Below are 19,918 nucleotides of genomic sequence, written 5' to 3'. Positions count from 1 at the left end.
CGGCTTCCGTCCACGAACAAGGAAGAGTAGATGTCCGAGCAAGCACCCGGATCCGGTGAAGAGAAGTTTGCGTCACCCGCGATCTCGCGCAAGAAGAAGAGCCGGATTTCATGGATCTGGCTGGTGCCGATCGTGGCGGCCCTGATGGGCTTGTCGCTGGTCGTGCGAACCTGGATGCAGGCGGGGCCCGACATCTCCATTTCGTTCAATACCGCAGAAGGGCTGGAAGTCGGCAAGACCCAGCTGCGCTACAAGGACGTCAACATCGGCACCGTGAAGTCGATCGGCTTCAACGAAGACCGCACCAAGGTGGTGGTGCAGGCCGAACTGTCCAAGGATGTTTCCGATCTGGCGCGCGAAGGCACCAACTTCTGGGTGGTGCGCCCGCGTCTGGACGTGAGCGGCGTGTCCGGCCTGGGCACGCTGTTGTCGGGCGCCTATATCGGCGTGGACGCGGCCGAAGGCAAGGACGGTTCCAAGAAGGCCACCAAACTGCATTTCGAAGGGCTGGAAGTGCCGCCCGCGGTCACGCATGACCGCGCCGGCAAGCGCTTCAAGCTCAAGGCTTCCGACCTGGGTTCCCTGGATATCGGTTCTCCCGTGTACTTCCGCCGCATCAACGTGGGCCGCGTGATCGGCTACGCGCTTGATGAAACCGGCAAGGCCGTGAACGTCGAGGTGTTCGTGGACGCGCCCAACGACAAGTTCGTGACCCAGGGCACGCGCTTCTGGAATGCCAGCGGCGTCGACTTCAGCGTCAATGCGGACGGCCTCAAGGTGCGCACGCAATCGCTGGTGTCGATGGCGGTGGGCGGCGTGGCCTTCGAGCCGGTCATCAGCGCGCGCGATGCCGGCAAGCAGGCGCAGGCCGACGCGCAATTTGACTTGTACGCGACCGAGGCCGCAGCCAAGGCCAATCCGGACGGCGAGGCCTTCCCGATCCGCATGCGCTTTGACCAGTCGATCCGCGGCCTGACGGTGGGCGCGCCGATCGACTTCAGCGGCATCACGCTGGGCAACGTCACGCAGATCAACATGGACTTCGATCCGGTCGCCAAGCGTTTCTACTCGATGGTGGATGCAACCCTGTATCCGGAACGCCTGGGCCGCGTGTTCGACGAAGTGCGCGATCGCGCCACTAAGGACGGCGACGTTGCCGGCAACCGCTTGTTGGGCGGCATGATCAAGCACGGCCTGCGCGCGCAGCTGCGCACCGCCAACCTGCTGACCGGCCAGCTGTACGTGGCGCTGGACGACTTCCCGAACGCCAAGCCGGTTGAATTCAAACCCTCGGATCCGGCGCTGATCCCGACGGTGCCAGGCAACCTGGATCAGTTGCAGCAGCAGATCAGCAACATCGTCGCCAAGATCGAGAAGATTCCGTTCGACAAGATCGGCGAGGACCTGCGCACCACCTTGGCCAGCACCTCCAAGCTGATGAACCGCCTGGACAAGCAGGTCGCGCCTGAAGCGCAGAACATGCTCAAGCAGGCCAAGGAGTCCATGGCGCAGGTCAACGCGCTGCTGGCATCCGATGCTTCCTTGCCGGTCAATACGGAAAAGGCGATGCAAGAGCTGGGCCGCGCGGCCCGTTCGCTGCGCGCCCTGGCCGATTTCCTGCAAGCCAATCCCGAGGCCTTGTTGCGCGGCCGCGGCCCAGACCCGATCCCCGGCGCCGGTCCTGTCAGGAACTGAATCCCATGATGAATAGACGCCCGTCCCCCCACGCCCGCCAGGCGGCCCCGAGTTCCGAGCAGCCCCGATGCGCGGGCAGGCTGACGCCCCGTCTGCGCCCGGTCCTGTCCTTGCTGGCCTTGTCGGCGGCGCTGGCCGGCTGCGGGGCGTCCTCGCCCGTGCACTATCACACCTTGCAGTCGCCGGCGGCCCAGGCTCCGGGCGGTGCGGTGGCGCCGGCCAGCTTCCTGATCGAGGTGCAACCGGTCAATATCTCGACGCAGGCGGATCAGCCCCAGCTGATGGTGCGCACCGGCGAAGGCAGTCTGTCCGCGTTGTATTCCGAGCGTTGGAGCTCACCGCTGGGCGACGAGTTGCGGGGCGCGCTGTCGGACGCGCTGAAGCGGGAACTGGGCGCGCTGGATGTACAACTGGTCAAGCCAGGCCCCGGCGCTGCGGTCTGGCGGGTGCAGACCGACGTACAGCGTTTCGAGCTGGAGCCGGGCCGCATGGCCCAGCTGGATGCGACCTGGCGCGTGCGGCCGGTCAACATGAAGGGTTCCGGCCTGCTGTGCCGCAGCGTGGTGACGGAACCGGTGGCGGAAGAGGGCGTGCCCGCCATGATCGCTGCCCAGCAGCGCGCAGTGGTCAGTCTGGCCGGCGCCATGGCCTCGGCCATACGGGGGCAGACCCCGGCGGGATCGGCCTCGGTGCAGATGCTGGGCTGCGCGGCGCTCAAGGATTGATAGCCCTGGGCCAAAATTCCGCCTGATCTCAAATGGTTAACCTAGGGTTAACCATAGTGCAAACCAAGTTGCAACCTGTCTAGCATACGGTCCTACCCATGCCGGGTCCCGTCGGGGCTCGGTACTACCTTTGCCATGCGACAGGAAGCAATCTCTTATGGCCAGCACGACCCTAGGCGTTAAAGTCGACGACGCGCTCCGCGACCGGCTGAAGGCCGCCGCGCAAAAGCTCAACTGCACGCCGCACTGGCTGCACAAGCAAGCGATCCTTTCCTACCTGGACAAGATCGAGCGCGGCCACCTGCCCGCCGAGATGTCGCACCTGGGCATGGACGCGGGCGGCGAGGATGAGGCGGGCGAAGGCCATTCCGCGCCGACGCCGCCGTTCTACGAATTCGGTCAGGACGTGCAGCCGCAGTCGGTGCTGCGCGCGGCCATTACCGCCGCCTACCGCCGCCCCGAGCCCGAGTGCGTGCCGCTGCTGCTGGGCCAGGCCCGCATGCCCAATCTGGAAAAGATCCACGCCATGGCCGCCGACCTGGTCCGGAAGCTGCGCGGCAAGCGCAGCGGCGGCGGGGTGGAAGGGCTGATCCAGGAGTTCTCGCTGTCCAGCCAGGAAGGCGTGGCGCTGATGTGCCTGGCCGAAGCGCTGCTGCGCATTCCCGACCGCGCCACGCGCGACGCGCTGATCCGCGACAAGGTGGCCCGCGGCGACTGGAAGTCGCACATGGGCGGCTCGCAATCCCTGTTCGTCAACGCCGCCACCTGGGGGCTGATGATCACCGGCAAGCTGGTGGCCGTGAGCAGCGAGCAGTCGCTGTCCAAGGCGCTGACCCGCCTGATCGGCAAGGGTGGCGAACCTTTGGTGCGCAAGGGCGTGAACATGGCCATGCGCATGATGGGCGAACAGTTCGTGTCGGGCCAGACCATTTCCGAAGCCCTGGCCAACAACCGCAAGATGGAAGCACGGGGCTTCCGCTATTCCTACGACATGCTGGGCGAGGCCGCGACCACGGCCGAGGACGCCGACCGCTATTACGCCTCGTACGAGCAGGCCATCCACGCCATCGGCAAGGCCGCGGCCGGCCGCGGCATCTATGAGGGACCGGGCATCTCGATCAAGCTGTCGGCGCTGCATCCGCGTTATTCGCGCGCCCAGCGCGAACGCGTCATGGCCGAGCTGCTGCCGCGCGTGAAGGCGCTGACCGTGCTGGCGCGCAGCTACGACATCGGCCTGAACATCGACGCCGAGGAAGCCGACCGCCTGGAAATTTCGCTGGATTTGCTGGAAGCGCTCTGTTTCGAGCCCGAGCTGGACGGCTGGAACGGCATCGGCTTCGTCATCCAGGCGTACCAGAAGCGGGCTCCCTTCGTGATCGACTACGTGATCGACCTGGCCCGCCGCAGCCGCCATCGCGTGATGGTGCGCCTGGTCAAGGGCGCGTACTGGGACAGCGAGATCAAGCGCGCCCAGGTCGACGGCCTGGAAGGCTATCCGGTCTATACCCGCAAGGTCTACACGGACGTGGCCTACCTGGCCTGCGCCCGCAAGCTGCTGGGCGCGCCGGAAGCGGTGTTCCCGCAGTTTGCCACGCACAATGCCTACACCCTGTCCGCGATCTACCAGCTGGCGGGCCAGAACTACTACCCGGGCCAGTACGAATTCCAATGCCTGCACGGCATGGGCGAGCCGCTGTACGACGAAGTCGTGGGCGCGCTGTCGCAGGGCAAGCTCAACCGTCCGTGCCGCATCTACGCGCCGGTCGGCACGCATGAAACGCTGCTGGCCTACCTGGTGCGCCGCCTGCTGGAAAACGGCGCCAACACCTCGTTCGTGAACCTGATCGGCGACGACAGCATTCCGGTCGAGCAACTGGTGGCCGACCCGGTGGAAGCCGCTGCGCGCATCACGCCGCTGGGCGCGCCGCACGAGAAGATTCCGCTGCCGCGCGAACTTTATGGCGACCCGCAGGAGGGCGCCCGCGCCAACTCGGCGGGCCTGGACCTGAGCAACGAACATCGGCTGGGTTCGCTGTCCGCGGCCCTGCTGGCCAGCGCCGCCATGCCGTGGCGCGCCGGCCCCATGCTGGGCGAGGGCGACGGCGCCTGGGACGCCTCGCGCGCCATGGAAGTCCGCAACCCCGCCAATCTGCGCGACGTGGTGGGCCACGTGGTCGAAGCGCAGGCAGACGAGGCCGAGGCCGCGCTGCGCGCCGCCGCCAATGCCGCTCCCATCTGGCAATCCACGCCGGTGGCCGAACGCGCGCAGTGCCTGCGCCGCGCCGCGCAACTGCTGGAAGAGCAGATGCAGACCCTGCTGGGCCTGATCGTGCGCGAAGCCGGCAAGTCGCTGCCCAACGCCATCGCCGAGGTGCGCGAGGCCGTGGACTTCCTGCGCTATTACGCGGACCAGGCCGAAACGGAATTCAGCAACGACACGCATCGTCCGTTGGGCACGGTGCTGTGCATCAGCCCCTGGAACTTCCCGCTGGCCATCTTCACCGGCCAGGTCGCGGCCGCGCTGGCCGCCGGCAACACGGTGGTGGCCAAGCCCGCCGAACAGACGCCGCTGATCGCCGCGCAAGCCGTGGCCATCCTGCGCGCGGCCGGCGTGCCTGCCGGCGCCGTACAGCTGCTGCCGGGCCGCGGCGAAACCGTGGGCGCGCAACTGGTCGCAAGCCCTGGCGTGCGCGGAGTGATGTTCACCGGCTCCACCGACGTGGCGCGCATCATCGCGCGCACGCTGGCGGATCGCCTGGATGACGCCGGCCACACCATTCCGCTGATCGCCGAGACGGGCGGCCAGAACGCCATGGTGGTGGATTCCTCGGCCCTGTCCGAACAGGTCGTGTTCGACGTGCTGACCTCCGCCTTCGACTCGGCGGGCCAGCGCTGTTCGGCGCTGCGCGTGCTGTGCGTGCAGGAAGACAATGCCGACCACGTGCTGACCATGCTGCGCGGCGCGATGCGCGAACTGAGCGTGGGCAACCCCGACCGCCTGTCGGTGGACGTGGGCCCGGTGATCGATACGGAAGCGCGCAACGGCATCCAGCGGCACATCGAAACGATGCGCACGGCGGGCCATCGCGTGGACCAGGTGGAACTCAACGGCGAATGCCGCCACGGCACCTTCGTGCCGCCGACCATCATCGAAATCGACAACGTCAGCGAGCTGACGCGCGAAGTGTTCGGGCCCGTGCTGCACGTGGTGCGCTACCAGCGCGACGAACTGGACGCCTTGCTGGATGCCATCAACGGCACCGGCTACGGCCTGACTTTCGGCGTGCATACCCGCATCGACGAGACCATCGCGCACGTGACCGGCCAGGTCCATGCGGGCAACGTCTACGTCAACCGCAATATCGTGGGCGCGGTGGTGGGCGTGCAGCCCTTCGGCGGCGAAGGCTTGTCCGGTACCGGCCCCAAGGCCGGCGGTCCGCTCTACATGTATCGCCTGCTGGGCACGCGTCCGGCGGGCCTGCCGCCGGCGCTGGACGCGGCGGCGGCGCTGCCGCAGCGCATTGCGCTGCCGGGGCCGACCGGCGAGACCAATACCTATGTGGTCGAGCCGCGCGGCGCCGTGTATTGCGTGGCCGCCACCGAGGCCGGGGCGCGGGCGCAGTGGTCCGTCGCCAAGCTGACCGGCAACCACGCCTGGTTCGCGGACACGCCCGCGGCGCAGGCGCTGCTGGCCTCGCTGGACGCCGGCCAGCAGGAGCAGGCGGGCATCCTGGCCGACGGCGAGGTCGACCAGGCGGACTACCAGGCCGTGCTGTTCGAGGGTGATGGCGACGCGCTGCAGGCGCTGAACCAGCGCATCGCGCAGCGTCCGGGCGCCATCCTGTCGGTCCATGGGCTGACCCCCGACGCGATCGCGGCGGGCGCCGGCTACGTGCCGGAGCGCCTGTTGGCGGAGCGCTCCGTCAGCGTCAATACGGCGGCGGCGGGCGGCAACGCCAGTCTCATGACCATAGGTTGAGCCTGGTATAGGACAACCCTTGGGTATCCAAGGGTTATCTCCAATATCGGCAGAGGTTGCACTGGCACGAAAATTCGGTCGCACCTCAAATCCGGAAGTCGCAACCCGGCTTCCGGATTTTGCAGAACATGCACACGCAAGCTTCCGCCATATCGGACTTGCTAGTAGTGAAAAACCAAAAGCCTGGTTAAAAGCTCAGGTATAACAAGGTCTTAAGTCCGACACTCGGAGGATACCCATGAAGTTCCGCACCACTTTGAAGCTTCTCGCCGCCAGCATCGCCGCCGCCGGCATGGCCGCCTCCGCGCAGGCTGCCGACGTCAAGTTCGGTTTTGCCGCGCCGCTCACCGGTCCGCAATCGCACTATGGCGAGGACATGCAGAACGGCCTGAACCTGGCCCTGGAAGAAGCCAACAAGAAGGGCATCAAGGTCGACGGCGAAACCGCCAAGTTCGTGCTGGTGTCGCGCGATGACCAGGCCGATCCGCGCGTCGGCGTGCAGGTTGCCCAGCAGCTGGTCGACCAGGACGTGGTCGGCATCCTGGGCCACTTCAACTCGGGTACGACCATCCCCGCTTCGCGCGTCTACCATGAAGCCGGTCTGCCCCAGATCGCCATGGCGACCTCGCCGGAGTACACCAAGCAAGGCTACGAAACCACCTTCCGCATGATGACCAGCGACACCCAGCAGGGCGCCGCGGTCGGCAAGTTCATGGTGGAAAGCCTGAAGGCCAAGAAGGTCGCCATCATCGACGACCGCACCGCCTACGGCCAGGGCCTGGCCGACGAGGTCGAGAAGGCGGTCAAGGCCGCTGGCGGCCAGGTCGTGCGCCGCGAGTACACCACCGACAAGGCCAACGACTTCACCGCCATCCTGACCAACATCAAGGGTTCGGCGCCCGACGCCATCTTCTACGGCGGCCTGGACGCGCAATCCGGTCCGATGAAGCGCCAACTGGCTACCCTGGGCCTGAAGGCGCCGCTGGTTTCGGGCGAAATGACGCGCAGCGACACCTTCATCAAGCTGGCCGGCGACGCCGCCGACGGCACCTACGCCTCGCTGGCCGGCGTGCCGCTGGACAAGATGGCCGCGGGCAAGGACTTCGAGCAGCGCTACCAGGCCCGCTTCAAGAAGGCCCCCGGCGTCTATGCTCCCTACGCCTATGACGGCGCCTGGAACATGATCGCCGCCATCGAGCAGGCCGGCTCGGCCAAGCCCGAGAAGTACCTGCCGGCCCTGGCCAAGCTGAACCGCAAGGGCGCCACCAGCGAGCACATTTCCTACGACGCCAAAGGCGACCTGAAGGAAATCTCGGTCACCATCTACGAAGTCAAGAACGGCAAGTGGGAGATGGTTGAGACGATGGTCAGCCAAGCCAACTAAGGCGGCTGGACCGGGGCGGGGAGGCGGCTGAGCGCCGCGTCCCGCCCGTATTGCAGCGTGCGCGCCGTCAGGCGCGTGCCACGCGCGGCGCCGTGGCAGGCCCGAGGGCCGTCACCGCAAGGTCCGCGCGATTTTTCCAGGCTTATTCAGCGGCCCCTATGGATATCTTCATTCAACAACTGATTAACGGCGTCACGCTAGGCAGCGTGTACGCCCTGGTCGCCCTGGGCTACACCATGGTGTACGGCATCATCGGGCTGATCAACTTCGCCCATGGCGACGTCGTCATGATCGGCGCGATGGCGGCGACCACCATCGCCATCTCGCTGGTAGGCGGCGATCCTTCCACGTCCGCCTTCGTGGTGCTGGGCGTCGGCCTGCTGGTGTCCGTGCCGCTGTGCATGGCCGTGGGCTGGACCGCCGAGCGCGTGGCCTACCGGCCGTTGCGGCGCGCGCCGCGCCTGGCTGCCCTGATCACAGCCATCGGCGTGTCCATCATCCTGCAGAACGTGGCGATGATGGGCTGGGGCCGCAACTACCTGAACTTCCCGCAGGTGCTGTCGCCGCAGGTATTCGAGATTGCTGGCGCGCGCATGAGCTCGCTGCAGATTGCCATCGTGGTGATCGCGGCGCTGATCATGGGCGGACTGCTGGCCGTGGTGCACAAGACCCGTCTGGGCACGGCGATGCGCGCCACCGCGCAGAACCGCGAAGTCGCGGGGCTGATGGGCGTGAACATCAACACGGTCATTTCGGCGGCGTTCCTGATCGGCTCGGCGCTGGCCGCGGTGGCCGGCATGATGGTCGCCACCTACTACGGCGTGTCGCAATACACCATGGGCTTCATGCTGGGCCTGAAGGCCTTCACGGCCGCGGTGCTGGGCGGCATCGGCAACCTGGTCGGCGCCATGGCGGGCGGCCTGTTGCTGGGCATCATCGAATCGCTGGGCGCCGGGTACATCGGCGACCTGACCGGGGGCTTCCTCGGCAGCCACTATCAGGACGTGTTCGCGTTCTTCGTGCTGGTGCTGGTGCTGATCTTCCGTCCGTCCGGCCTGCTGGGCGAGCGTGTGGGAGACCGGGCATGAACGCAACCCTGAAAAGCAGCGGGTTCTCCACCCGCAACCTGATCGGCATCGCGCTGATCGGCGTGGTGCTGGCGGTGCTGCCCTTCGTGATCGGCATGGCTGGCCAGAGCTGGGTCCGCATCCTGAACTTCGCGCTGCTGTACGTGATGCTGTCGCTGGGCCTGAACATCGTGGTGGGCTTCGCGGGCCTGCTGGACCTGGGCTACATCGCGTTCTACGCGGTGGGCGCCTACACCTGGGCGTTGCTGGCATCGCCGCATTTCGGCCTGCACCTGCCGTTCTGGGCGATCCTGCCGATCGCGCTGGCGGTGGCCTGCCTGTTCGGCGTGCTGCTGGGCGCGCCCACGCTCAAGCTTCGAGGGGACTATCTGGCCATCGTGACGCTGGGCTTCGGCGAGATCATCCGCATCTTCCTGAACAACCTGAACGCGCCGGTCAACATCACCAACGGACCGCAGGGCATCAACCGCATCGACACCTTCAAGGTCGGCGAGTTCGCCTTCGGCCGCACGGAAAGCCTGCTGGGCCTGCGCGTGACGGGACCCGAAAAGTATTACTACCTGCTGCTCGCGGTGACGCTGATCATCATCGTGGTCTGCGTGCGCCTGCAGAATTCGCGCATCGGCCGCGCCTGGGAAGCGATCCGCGAAGACGAGATCGCGGCCAAGGCCATGGGCATCAATACCCGCAACATCAAGCTGCTGGCGTTCGCGATGGGCGCGTCCTTCGGCGGCGTGGCGGGCGCCTTGTTCGCCTCGATGCAGGGCTTCGTCAGCCCCGAGAGCTTTTCGCTGATGGAATCCATCTCGATCCTGTGCATGGTGGTGCTGGGCGGCATGGGCCACATCCCGGGCGTGATCCTGGGCGCGTTGATCCTGGCCGCGCTGCCCGAGTTCCTGCGCGCGGTGGTCGAACCGGTGCAGCACATGCTGTTCGGCGCCGTGGTGCTGGACCCCGAGGGCATACGCATGCTGCTGTTCGGCCTGGCCATGGTGTGCGTGATGCTGTTCCGTCCGGCCGGCCTGTGGCCGTCGGCGGTGCGCAAGCGTGAACTTGCAACCAAGACCCAGGGAGGCGGAGCATGAGCAAACTGCTGCAAGCCCAGGGACTGGGCAAGCGCTTCGGCGGCCTGCAGGCGCTGTCGGACGTCAGCTTCGACATCGAGCAAGGCGAGATCTACGGCCTGATCGGCCCGAACGGCGCGGGCAAGACCACGCTGTTCAATGTGCTCACCGGCCTGTACATCCCGGAAGAGGGCAGCTGCACGTTCAACGGCGAGTCCATGTCCGGCAAGAAGCCGCATGAAGTCGCCTATGCGGGCCTGGCGCGCACCTTCCAGAACATCCGCCTGTTCGCCAACCTGAGCGCGATCGAGAACGTGATGATCGGCCGCCACATGCGCACCAAGTCGGGCGTATTGGGCGCCGTGTTGCGCACGCGCGGCACGCGGGCCGAAGAGGCCGCCACCGAAGCGCGGGCGCAGGAACTGCTGGACTACGTAGGCATCGGCCATCGCGCCAACGACGTGGCGCGTTCGTTGCCCTACGGCGACCAGCGGCGCCTGGAGATCGCGCGGGCGCTGGCCACCGATCCCAAGCTGCTGGCGCTGGACGAACCGGCGGCCGGCATGAACGCATCGGAAACCGTGGTGCTGCGCAAATTGGTCGAGAAGATCCGCGCCGACGGCATCACCGTGCTGCTGATCGAGCACGACATGAAGCTCGTCATGGGCCTGTGCGACCGCGTGCTGGTGCTCGAATACGGCAAGGTGCTGGCCATGGGCAAACCCGCCCAGGTGCAGCGCGATCCCAAGGTCATTGAAGCGTATCTGGGCGCAGGCGCCGCGCAGGATCCGCAGATTCATCAGGAGCGCCCGGCATGACGGCAGCATCCCAACCCTTACTGGAATTGCGGGGCCTGCAGGTCTCTTATGGCGGCATCCGCGCGGTGCGCGGCATCGACCTGCGCGTGGACCAGGGCGAACTGGTTTGCCTGATCGGCGCCAATGGCGCCGGCAAGAGCACGACGCTGCGCGCCATCTGCGGACTGGTGCCGCTGGCGGGCGGTGAAGTGGTCTACGGCGGCCAGTCCGTCGGCGGCCAGAAGTCGCATGAGCTGGTGCGCCGCGGTCTGGTGATGGTGCCGGAAGGGCGCGGCATCTTCGGCCAGCTCACGATCGAGGAAAACCTGGCGATGGGGGCCTATATCCGTCGCGATGCGGCCCAGATCCGCCAGGACACCGACCGCGTCTTCACGCTGTTCCCGCGCCTGGCGGAGCGCCGCAAGCAGGCGGCCGGCACGCTGTCCGGGGGCGAGCAGCAGATGGTGGCGATGGGCCGCGCGATGATCGCGCGCCCCAAGCTGCTGTTGCTGGACGAGCCTTCGATGGGCTTGGCGCCGCTGATGGTGGAGAAGGTCTTCGAGGTGGTACGCACCATCGCCAGCGAAGGCGTCACCATCCTGCTGATCGAGCAGAATGCGCGCCTGGCGCTGGAAAACAGCCATCGCGGCTACGTGATGGAATCGGGCGAGATCATCCTGTCTGGTCCGGCCGGCGACATGCTGCACGATCCCAAGGTGCGGGCGGCCTATCTGGGCGAGTCCGAGTAGGGCGCGGCCGGGATCTTGGGGCGGGCGCGGCAGGGCTTCGAGCTTGCCGACGCCAGCGTTCTTGAGCCGCGGAGGCTGCCCTGCGTCATTCCGATGCTCGCCCCGGCGGGGCTGCGCTTCGGATGACTCCGGGGTCCTCGGCTGGCAGTCGCTTAATGCGCTGGCTTTGGACCCCGTTCATGGGCAGACATCGTGAGCCGGTGGCCGGACGGAGGGATCCGAAGCGCAGCCCCACAGGGGCGAGCATCGGAATCCCGCAGTCCGGACGCCGGCGGCTCAAGAGCTCAGCCTCATAAAACCGAAATGGCAGGGCTTCGAGCTTGCGGATGTCAGGGTTCTTTAGCCGCCGAGGCTGCCCTGCGCCATTCCGATGCTCGCCCCAATGGGGCTGCGCTTCGGATGACTCCGGGGTCCTCGGCTGGCAGTCGCTTAATGCGCTGGCTTTGGACCCCGTTCATGGGCAGACATCGTGAGCCGGTGACCGGACGGAGGGATCCGAAGCGCAGCCCCACCGGGGCGAGCATCGGAATTCCGCAGTCCGGACGCCGGCGACTCAAGAACCCCAGCCGTACAAAACCGAACGTCAGCAATTCAGCCAAAAACGTCCTAAGCCGGCGCGCGTTCACGGTCCACGGCCGCGACCACGCCCGCATCGATCAGCGCTTCGATTTCCTTGGCGTCGTAGCCGAACTCTCCCAGAATCGCGATGCTGTCCTCGCCCAGCCGCGGCGCCGCGCGGTGGTATTGCGCGGGCGTGGCCGACAGCTTCACCGGCATGCCTACCGTGCGCACCGTGCCCGCGACCGGGTGCTCCTGTTCCACCACCATGCCGCGCGCCAGCGTCTGCGGATGCGATAGCGCCTGGGCGATGGAGTGCACAGGGCCCGCAGGCACGCCGGCCGTGTCGAATACGTCCAGCCACTCCTCCGCGCTGCGCGTCTTGAGGATGGCGGACATATCCTCTACCAGTTGATCGCGGTTCTGCATGCGGTCGCGATTGCGGGCGTAGCGGGCATCCTCGGCCCATTCCGGCTTGCCCAGCGCCTGGGTGATGCGCTGCCAGTTCTTCTCGTTGGCGCCGCCGATGATGATCCAGTCGGTCGCGGTGGGGAAGGCCTGGTAGGGCGCGCTCAGCACGTGCGCCGAACCCGTGGGGCCGGGGGACACGCCGCTGCCGAAGTAGATGGCGGCGTGCCAGTACAGCTGCTGCAGGCTGGCTTCCAGCAAGGACGTTTCCACGATCTGGCCTTCGCCCGTGCGCTGCTTGTGCTGGTAGGCCGCCAGCACGCCGAAAGCCGCCAGCAAGCCGGCGTTGATGTCCGCGACGGAGTTGCCGGTGCGCAGCGGCGGCCCGCCCGGTTCCCCGGTGATCGCCATCAGGCCGGAGAAGCCCTGCGCCACCAGGTCGAAGCCGCCCTTGTCGGCATAGGGGCCGGTGGTGCCGTAGCCCGACACCGCGCAATAGATCAGGCCCGGGTTTTCCTGGCGCAGCCGGTCGTAGCCCAGGCCCAGCTTTTCCATCGTGCCCTTGCGGAAGTTCTCGGTCACCACGTCGGCGTCGCGGATCATGCGCAGCAGGACCTTCTTGCCCTCCGGATGCTTCAAGTCCAGCGCGATGGCGCGCTTGTTGCGGTTGAGCATGAGATAGGGCGCCGAGATGCCGTTGATCTGCGGGTCCCGGTACTGGCGCGAATCGTCGCCGCCGTCGATCTTCTCGACCTTGATGACGTCGGCGCCCATGTCGGCCAGCATCATGCCGCAGGTCGGGCCGGCCATGATCTGCGACAGCTCGATCACGCGCATGCCGGAAAGGGCGCCGGCGGGGCGCTGGGTATCGTTATGCATGAGTCCTCCTTGCATGGGGTTCAGCGGGCGTTGAATTGCGGCTTGGCTTTGGCCAGGAAGGCCTGGTAGCCCGTGCGGAAATCCTCGGTGTCGAAGCAGTCGAAGGCTTCGTCGCGGTCGGCGTCGGTCAGGGCTTTGCCCTGCACCAGATTGCGGATGAACTTCTTGTGCCAGCGCGCGACCAGCGGCGCGCCGTCGGCGATGCGGCGGGCGGCGGCCTGGGCTTCGGAGGCGACCTGATCGTCGGGCGCCACGCGCGTGACCACGCCCAGGCGCAGCGCTTCCTGCGCGTCGAAGATGGTGCCTTCCAGCAGCACCTGCAGCGCGGCGGTCGGGCCCACCAGGCGCACCAGCGGCGCCAGTTCCGAGTACGACATCACCAGCCCCAGGTTCTTGATGGGCACGCCGAAGCGCGAACTCTGGCCGCAGATGCGGATGTCGGCCAGGCTGGCGATCTCCAGCCCGCCGCCCACGCAGATGCCGTGTATCTGCGCTACCACCGGATGGCGGCAGTTGCCGATGGCTTCTATGGTCCGGCGCATCACGGCGCCGTACTCGATGGCCTGGCGCTTGTTGCTGCGCGCGGTCTCGAATTCGCTGATGTCATTGCCCGGGGAGAAGGCCTTTTCGCCCGCGCCGCGCAGCAGCACGCAGCGCACGCTGTCGTCGGCGTCCAGCTCCAGGAAGGCGTCGCCCAGCAGCCGCCAGCTGTCTATGGTGAAGGCGTTGAGCTTTTCCGGGCGGTTCAGCACCACGGTCGCGATGTCGCCGTCGCGCTGGCACAGGATGGGGGAGGTGTCGGAAGTGGGGGTAGCGCTCATGGTGTTCCTTTGCGTGGGCGGGGCGCACCCCCGCCGGGTTGCTGCGGGCTTACTGCTTGGTCAGGCCCAGGCTGGCGGTGAGCTTGCCGTACTTGCTCCATTCGTCCTGGACGTAGCTGGCGAAGGCCGCGGGGGTGGCCGGACCGCCGCCCAGTTCCATGCCCTGGTCGGCCAGCTTGGCCTTGATCTCGGGATCGGCCAGCGTCTGGCTGAGCGCTTGGTCGAGCTTGTCCAGCACCGGCTTGGGCAGCTTGGCCGGGGCCAGCACCGCATACCACTGCACGATGTCCAGACCCTTGATGCCGGACTCGGCCAGCGTCGGCACGTCGGGCAGGCGCTTGCTGCGTTCGGTGCTGGTCACAGCCAGCGGCCGCAACTTGCCGGCCTGGATCTGGTTGATGGCGCCGGGCAGGGTGTCGAAGTTCATGTCCACGCTGCCGCCCAGCAGGTCGGTCATGGCCTGGCCGCTGCCCTTGTACGGCACGTGCTCCATGCTGACGCCCGCGATCTGAGAGAAGCGCGCGGCGCTCAGGTGTTGCGGGCTGCCCATGCCGGAGGAGGCGTAGGTCAGCTGCTTGGGTTTGGCGCGGGCGTCGTCCACCAGGTTCTGCACGCTGGCGTAGCTGTGCTTGGCCGGATTGACCACCAGCACGTTGGGCACCGACCCGATGTAGCGCACCGGCGTGAAGTCTTTGATCGGGTCGACGCTGGACTGCACCACATAGGGCGCGGCGACGGTGGACTGCATATTGGCCAGCAGCAGCGTGTAGCCGTCCGGATCGGCCTTGGCCACGAAGTCGGCCGCGATCAGGCCGGAAGCGCCGGGCTTGTTCTCGACCACGACCTGCTGGCCCAGCAGCGCCGACAGGCGCGCGGACAGGATGCGCGCCGATACGTCGGTGCCGCCGCCGGGCACGAAACCGACGATCAGGCGTACCGGCCGTTCCGGCCATTTGGATGCGTCCTGCGCCAGGGCGGGACTGGCGGCGGCCAGGCCGGCGGTCAACGCCAGGGCGCCGGCCCAGGCGCGAGCGTGCTTGTGCATGTGGGTCTCCTTTGGTGGTTGTCAGCCTGCCCGCGTGTTGCTTGATCTATGATTGGGTCAGGTTGGTATGCCTTTGGTGTTTGGTATACCAGATACAAAAATAGTCGAAATAGCGAGTGGCAACAACTCATGGCTAACCCTGAAGTTATGGACCAGTCCGTCCCCGATTTGGCCATTCATCACCCCACCCTGCCGGCCGTGGTGGCGGAAAAATTGCGGCAGCTCATCATCGACGGCACCTTCAAGCCGGGCACCTGGCTGAACGAGCGGGACCTGTGCGACCAGTTGAAGATTTCACGCACGCCGCTGCGCGAGGCCTATCGCATGCTGGCTTCCGACGGCCTGGTGACTCTGCAGCCCAAGCGCGGCGCGATGGTGATCGAGTTGTCGGCCGACGATGTCGAGAACATCTTCGATGTGCTGTCGGTGCTGGAGGGGCTGGCGGTGCGCAGCGCCGCCGAGCGCGCCACGGACGCGGAACTGGCGCATATCGCACAATTGCACGCGCAGATGCTGCAAGGGTATGAACAGCGCGACATCCGCGCGTATTTCGCGGCCAGCATGGGCACGCATATCGCCATCAACCGGGCGGCCCACAACCCGGCGCTGACGCATTCGTATGACCGCTTGAACCTGCAGGTGCAGGCGTTGCGCTACAAGTCGAACTTCGATATCGACGAATGGACGGCGGCGGTGGCCGACCACGAGGCCTTCGTGCAGGCGCTGATGCAGCGCGACGGCGAGCTTGCGGAGTCGCTCATCCGCAGGCATGTGGGCAGCAAGAAGACCTACAACCTGCGCGGGCGCGGGGCCCAAGGCTTGAAGTGACCTGTCATCGCGCGGACGGCGCGGGCCCAGGGCTCGGCCGTCCGCCCGCTGGCGCGCTCAGGCCGGCTGCGCCACCACGCGCTTCCTGCCTATCATCAGCGCAATGACGGCGGCGATCAGGCCCGTCATGCCAGAGATGACGAAGGCCATCAGATAGCTGCCCTGGGCTTCGCGCACGGCGCCCGCCATCCAGGCGGCGCTGGCGGCGCCCAGTTGGTGGCCGGCGACGATCCAGCCGAACACGATGGACGCGTCGCGCTCGCCGAAGGCTTCGGTCGTCAGGCGCAGCGTGGGCGGCACCGTGGCGATCCAGTCCAGGCCGAAGAAGATGGCGAAGATCGACAGGCTGTAGAACGAGAAGTCGGAATAGGGCAGGTAGATCAGCGACAGTCCGCGCAGGCCGTAGTAGACGAACAGCAGCTTGCGTGGGTCGTAGCGGTCGGTGAGCCAGCCGGACGCCGTGGTGCCGATCAGGTCGAAGATGCCCATCAACGCCAGGAGGCCCGCGGCCTGCACCTCGGGCATGCCGTGGTCGCCGCAAAGCGCGATCAGGTGCGTGCCGATCAGGCCGTTGGTGGTGAATCCGCACACGAAGAAGGTCGCGAACAGGAACCAGAAGGTGCGGGTGCGCGAGGCCCGCGCCAGTGCGCCGAAGGTGGCGGCCAGCATGCCGGTGCGCGGCGCGGCGGGCGCGGGCGGCGCATGCGGATCGCTGCCGAAGGGGACCAGCCCGACGCTGGCAGGGCGGTCCGGCACCAGCCACCAGGCCAGCGGCACCAGGGCCGCCGCCGCCGCCGCCACGGTCCACACCACGCGCGTCCAGTCGCCCGACGAGGCCAGCGCGGCCAGCACCGGCAGGAACACCAGCGTGCCGGTGGCGGAACTGGCGGTCAGCAGGCCCATCATCACGCCGCGGTGCTTGGTGAACCAGCGGTTGACAACGGTGGCGCCCAGCACCACGGCGACCGCGCCGGACCCCAGGCCCGAGAACACCCCCCAGGTCAGCAGCAGATGCCAGGACTGGGTCATGAAGGCGCTGGCCGCGCTGGACGCAGCCATCAGCATCAGCGCGCCGATCAGCACGCGCCGCAAGCCAAAGCGCTCCATCGCGGCGGCCGCGAACGGTCCCACCATGCCATACAGGAAGATGCCGACCGCGGCGGCCAGCGAGATGGTGCTGCGGCTCCAGCCAAAGGTTTCTTCCAGAGGCACCAGCAACACGCTGGGCGAGGAACGCAGGCCGGCGGATACCAGCAGGGACAGGAAAATCACCGCGACGACGACAAAAGCGTACTTCTGGCCGGCGCGCCGGAAAGGGACGGGAGGGTGGGCTATACTCATGTTACTGACCGGTACGTATTGGGGTTTGCGAATAGTACGTACCGGTCAGTAACATCGTCAAGCGATTTTTAGTCGATCCGTCATCCGGAAAGGAGCCCATCCATGGCCAGTAAAACCTCGAGCGCCGATCGGCCCGCATCCAAGCCGCCGCTGGCGGCCGAGCGCATCCGCAAGACCGCGCGCGAAATGTTCTACCGGGACGGCATCCGGGCGGTGGGCGTGGACGCCATCGTCAGCGAAGCGGGCGTGACCAAACCCAGCCTGTACCGCAGCTTTTCGTCCAAGGACGAACTGGCGGCGGCCTATCTGCGCGACTATGACGCTGAATTCTGGGCGCGTTTCGACGCGGCCTGCGCGGCGCATCCGGGCGATCCCCGGGCCCAGATCCTGGCCTACCTGACCGGCCTGGGCGTGCGCGCGGTGCAGAGCGGCTACCGGGGCTGCGGACTGACGAACGCGGCGGTGGAATACCCCGAGGCCGGTCATCCCGCCCGCGCCGTGGCGGTGGAACACAAGGCCGAGCTGCGGCGGCGCCTGGCCGCCATGGCGGCGGAAATGGGGGCGGCCGATCCCGACGCGCTGGGCGATGGCCTGTTGCTGTTGTTCGAAGGGGCCTTCGTCTCCAGCCAGCTATTTGGCGAAGGCGGGCCAGCCGGCCGGGTCGCGCAGATGGCGGACATGCTGATCCAGGCGCATCTCGCACAGCCCTGACGGGCGCTTTCGGAAGGGGCAGCACAAGAAAGGTGCAGGCAGCAGTGCACATGTGCACCATTTTTGGTGTTTGTACCCATTGCGCAACGCACAAAAAAATGGTTAAGAAATTTATTGCGGCGCAGCAAGCACAGGTCTAAGATGGACTCGTGTTGTTCCACATCGCTTTCTCAAGGAGAGAACCATGAGCGATACCGCGCTGAAGAATGCCCGCATGTCGGATGAGCTGGAACGTACCCTGATCCATGACGCGATCATCGCGGAAAGCCTGTCCGGCCACGCGTCCGGCTCGCGCTGGCTGCGCCTGAAAGTGCGCCTGGCCGCCTTCGGCGGCGCCGTGGGCGAGGTGTTGCACGACATGGACGCCGGCCGCCGCCAGCACCCCGTGGTCTCCGCCTACCACTGAGCCCGACAGCGGGTACGAGAAAAACGCCAGCATCGCTGGCGTTTTTTTATGCCTGCCGATCCCCGGGGTTCAGACCAGCATGTCCGCCACCAGATAGCCATCCAGCAGCAGGATGCCGACCGTGGCCGCAACCGCGGCCCAGCCCCAGGCGCCGCGCAACACGTACTTGCCCATCAGGCTCTTGCGGCAAGCCAGCAGCACCAGCGGCCCCAGCGCGAAGGGCAGGGCCAGGCTCAGGATGACCTGGCTCAGCACCAGCAGGCCGTCCGGATCCTGGCCGCCGGTGAAGGCCAGCAGGCCGACCGCCGCGGCGCCCGCCACCAGCCGCGTCGCCAGTGCGCGGCGGCGGTCCGACCAGCCGCTGCCCACCTGGAAGCCTTGGGACAGGATGCGTCCGGCCAGCACGCCAGTGATGGTGGAGCTTTGGCCCGCGGCATACAGCGCCACGGCGAACACGATGGCCGCGCCGATGCCCAGGGTCTGGCCGATCACGGCATGCGCGTCGTCCAGGCTGGACACGATGATGCCCGAGCCCGACAGCGAGGCGGCGGCGACGATCATGATGGCGGCGTTGATCAGCATGGCCAGGCCCAGCGACACGACGGTGTCGTTGCGCGCCACGCGCATGGCCAGGTCGCGGGCGCTGGGCGGCAATTGCTGCGCACGCTGCGCGAGCGATCCGGAATGCAGGTACAGGTTGTGCGGCATCAGGGTCGCGCCAAGTATCCCCAGCGCGATCAGGAAGCCCTGCGGGTCGCGCAGCGCGCGGCCGGTCTGCGTGACGCCGTGCGCCACTTCCGTCCAGGTCGGGTTGGCCTTGAACAGCAGGAACACGAAGGACATGGCGACCACCGACAGCAGCAGGGCAATGAAGCGCTCGTGCTTGTCGGCGTTGCCGCGCGTCAGCGCCAGCACGGCAAACGTGCCGACGCCGGTCACCGCAACGCCCGCGATCAGCGGCAGCCCGAAGAGCAGGCGCAGCGCGATTGCGCCGCCGATGAGTTCGGCCAGGGCAGTCGCCAGGATCGCCGCCTCGCCGGCCAGCCAGGCGGCCTTGGCCAGGCGCGGCGACAGGTGGCGGGCCGTCAGCGTGGCCAGGTCCTGCCCCGTTGCCAGCGCCAGGCGCGACACCAGGATCTGGAAGCCCAGCGCCAGCAGCGCCGAGGTGATGACGACCAGCAGCAACCCGTAGCCGAAGCCGCTGCCGCCCGCGATGTCGGTGGCCCAGTTGCCCGGATCGATATAGCCCACGGCCACCAGGATGCCGGGGCCGGCGATGCGGCGCAGGCCCGCCGATACTTGGACGTCCTGCGCCAGCGCGGTCCTGCCGCCGGATATCGCGTAGATGAATTGGCCCATGCTCGCTCCTGAGAATGATTCTCATCATCCTCTTGGGGGACGGCATCGTCAAATTGATTTTTGGCAAGCAGGGGATAGGGC

At 67.1% G+C, this 19,918-nt stretch carries 16 protein-coding genes; 11 read left to right on the top strand and 5 right to left on the bottom strand.

The window, feature by feature from the left end; all coding sequences use genetic code 11:
• Window positions 1–30 precede the first annotated feature (30 nt).
• The 8 genes from HV793_RS18375 to HV793_RS18340 all read left to right on the top strand — a co-directional run bounded on the left by HV793_RS18375 (window position 31) and on the right by HV793_RS18340 (window position 11,481).
• On the top strand, window positions 31–1,695 hold the full coding sequence (locus HV793_RS18375) for a PqiB family protein (RefSeq protein ID WP_119449314.1): 1,665 nt from the start codon (window positions 31–33) through the stop codon (window positions 1,693–1,695).
• A gap of 8 nt (window positions 1,696–1,703) precedes the next feature.
• Entirely contained in the window at window positions 1,704–2,420 is a 717-nt protein-coding gene (locus HV793_RS18370; RefSeq protein ID WP_225591480.1) for a PqiC family protein, read from the top strand.
• Window positions 2,421–2,577: 157 nt separating this feature from the next.
• Window positions 2,578–6,399 (top strand): trifunctional transcriptional regulator/proline dehydrogenase/L-glutamate gamma-semialdehyde dehydrogenase, encoded by a 3,822-nt coding sequence (gene putA, locus HV793_RS18365; RefSeq protein ID WP_175181436.1) that lies wholly within the window; start codon window positions 2,578–2,580, stop codon window positions 6,397–6,399.
• A 238-nt stretch (window positions 6,400–6,637) separates the two neighbouring features.
• Window positions 6,638–7,783: a branched-chain amino acid ABC transporter substrate-binding protein gene (locus HV793_RS18360; protein ID WP_013394755.1), complete on the top strand. Its 1,146-nt coding sequence runs from the start codon at window positions 6,638–6,640 to the stop codon at window positions 7,781–7,783.
• 158 nt (window positions 7,784–7,941) lie between these two features.
• On the top strand, window positions 7,942–8,871 hold the full coding sequence (locus HV793_RS18355) for a branched-chain amino acid ABC transporter permease (RefSeq protein WP_013394754.1): 930 nt from the start codon (window positions 7,942–7,944) through the stop codon (window positions 8,869–8,871).
• Window positions 8,868–9,956: an ABC transporter permease subunit gene (locus HV793_RS18350; protein WP_054452355.1), complete on the top strand. Its 1,089-nt coding sequence runs from the start codon at window positions 8,868–8,870 to the stop codon at window positions 9,954–9,956. Before HV793_RS18355 ends, HV793_RS18350 begins: the two co-directional genes overlap by 4 nt.
• Window positions 9,953–10,753 (top strand): ABC transporter ATP-binding protein, encoded by an 801-nt coding sequence (locus tag HV793_RS18345; protein ID WP_054452353.1) that lies wholly within the window; start codon window positions 9,953–9,955, stop codon window positions 10,751–10,753. Before HV793_RS18350 ends, HV793_RS18345 begins: the two co-directional genes overlap by 4 nt.
• Window positions 10,750–11,481, top strand: a complete 732-nt coding sequence (locus tag HV793_RS18340) for an ABC transporter ATP-binding protein (RefSeq protein ID WP_054452351.1) — start codon at window positions 10,750–10,752, stop codon at window positions 11,479–11,481. The genes HV793_RS18345 and HV793_RS18340 overlap by 4 nt, the downstream gene beginning before the upstream one ends.
• Window positions 11,482–12,087: 606 nt before the next feature.
• On the opposite strand, the gene HV793_RS18335 is transcribed toward HV793_RS18340, so the two are convergent.
• From HV793_RS18335 to HV793_RS18325, 3 genes are read right to left on the bottom strand one after another with little or no spacing between them, the layout of a single operon-like run.
• Window positions 12,088–13,326 carry a CaiB/BaiF CoA transferase family protein gene (locus HV793_RS18335; protein ID WP_175213711.1) on the bottom strand — a complete coding sequence of 413 codons (1,239 nt, stop codon included), beginning with the start codon at window positions 13,324–13,326 and terminating at the stop codon, window positions 12,088–12,090.
• A 20-nt stretch (window positions 13,327–13,346) separates the two neighbouring features.
• Window positions 13,347–14,147: an enoyl-CoA hydratase/isomerase family protein gene (locus HV793_RS18330; RefSeq protein ID WP_125470024.1), complete on the bottom strand. Its 801-nt coding sequence runs from the start codon at window positions 14,145–14,147 to the stop codon at window positions 13,347–13,349.
• Between the two features lie 49 nt (window positions 14,148–14,196).
• Window positions 14,197–15,192 (bottom strand): Bug family tripartite tricarboxylate transporter substrate binding protein, encoded by a 996-nt coding sequence (locus tag HV793_RS18325; protein ID WP_054455963.1) that lies wholly within the window; start codon window positions 15,190–15,192, stop codon window positions 14,197–14,199.
• A 129-nt stretch (window positions 15,193–15,321) separates the two neighbouring features.
• Here HV793_RS18325 and HV793_RS18320 point away from each other — a divergent pair, with 129 nt between their 5' ends.
• Window positions 15,322–16,020, top strand: a complete 699-nt coding sequence (locus HV793_RS18320; protein ID WP_225588757.1) for a GntR family transcriptional regulator — start codon at window positions 15,322–15,324, stop codon at window positions 16,018–16,020.
• A 57-nt stretch (window positions 16,021–16,077) separates the two neighbouring features.
• Here HV793_RS18320 and HV793_RS18315 read toward each other — a convergent pair whose 3' ends face one another.
• Entirely contained in the window at window positions 16,078–17,361 is a 1,284-nt protein-coding gene (locus HV793_RS18315; protein ID WP_175213710.1) for an MFS transporter, read from the bottom strand.
• Window positions 17,362–17,463: 102 nt separating this feature from the next.
• On the opposite strand from HV793_RS18315, the gene HV793_RS18310 reads away from it, so the two are divergent.
• A complete protein-coding gene (locus HV793_RS18310) occupies window positions 17,464–18,072 on the top strand; it encodes a TetR/AcrR family transcriptional regulator (RefSeq protein WP_054455971.1) in 609 nt (202 codons plus the stop codon).
• A gap of 184 nt (window positions 18,073–18,256) precedes the next feature.
• Window positions 18,257–18,478, top strand: coding sequence for a hypothetical protein (locus HV793_RS18305; protein WP_054455972.1), 222 nt, complete (start codon window positions 18,257–18,259; stop codon window positions 18,476–18,478).
• 69 nt (window positions 18,479–18,547) lie between these two features.
• Here the strand turns inward: HV793_RS18305 and HV793_RS18300 are convergent, their stop codons facing one another.
• Complete coding sequence (locus HV793_RS18300) at window positions 18,548–19,837, bottom strand: Nramp family divalent metal transporter (RefSeq protein WP_175213709.1); 1,290 nt, start codon at window positions 19,835–19,837, stop codon at window positions 18,548–18,550.
• Window positions 19,838–19,918 lie beyond the last annotated feature (81 nt).

This window comes from Achromobacter aegrifaciens (assembly GCF_902859965.1).
GTDB lineage: Bacteria > Pseudomonadota > Gammaproteobacteria > Burkholderiales > Burkholderiaceae_B > Achromobacter > Achromobacter aegrifaciens.
Note: the sequence above shows the minus strand (reverse complement) of the source record. Positions and strands in the feature narration are given on the sequence as shown.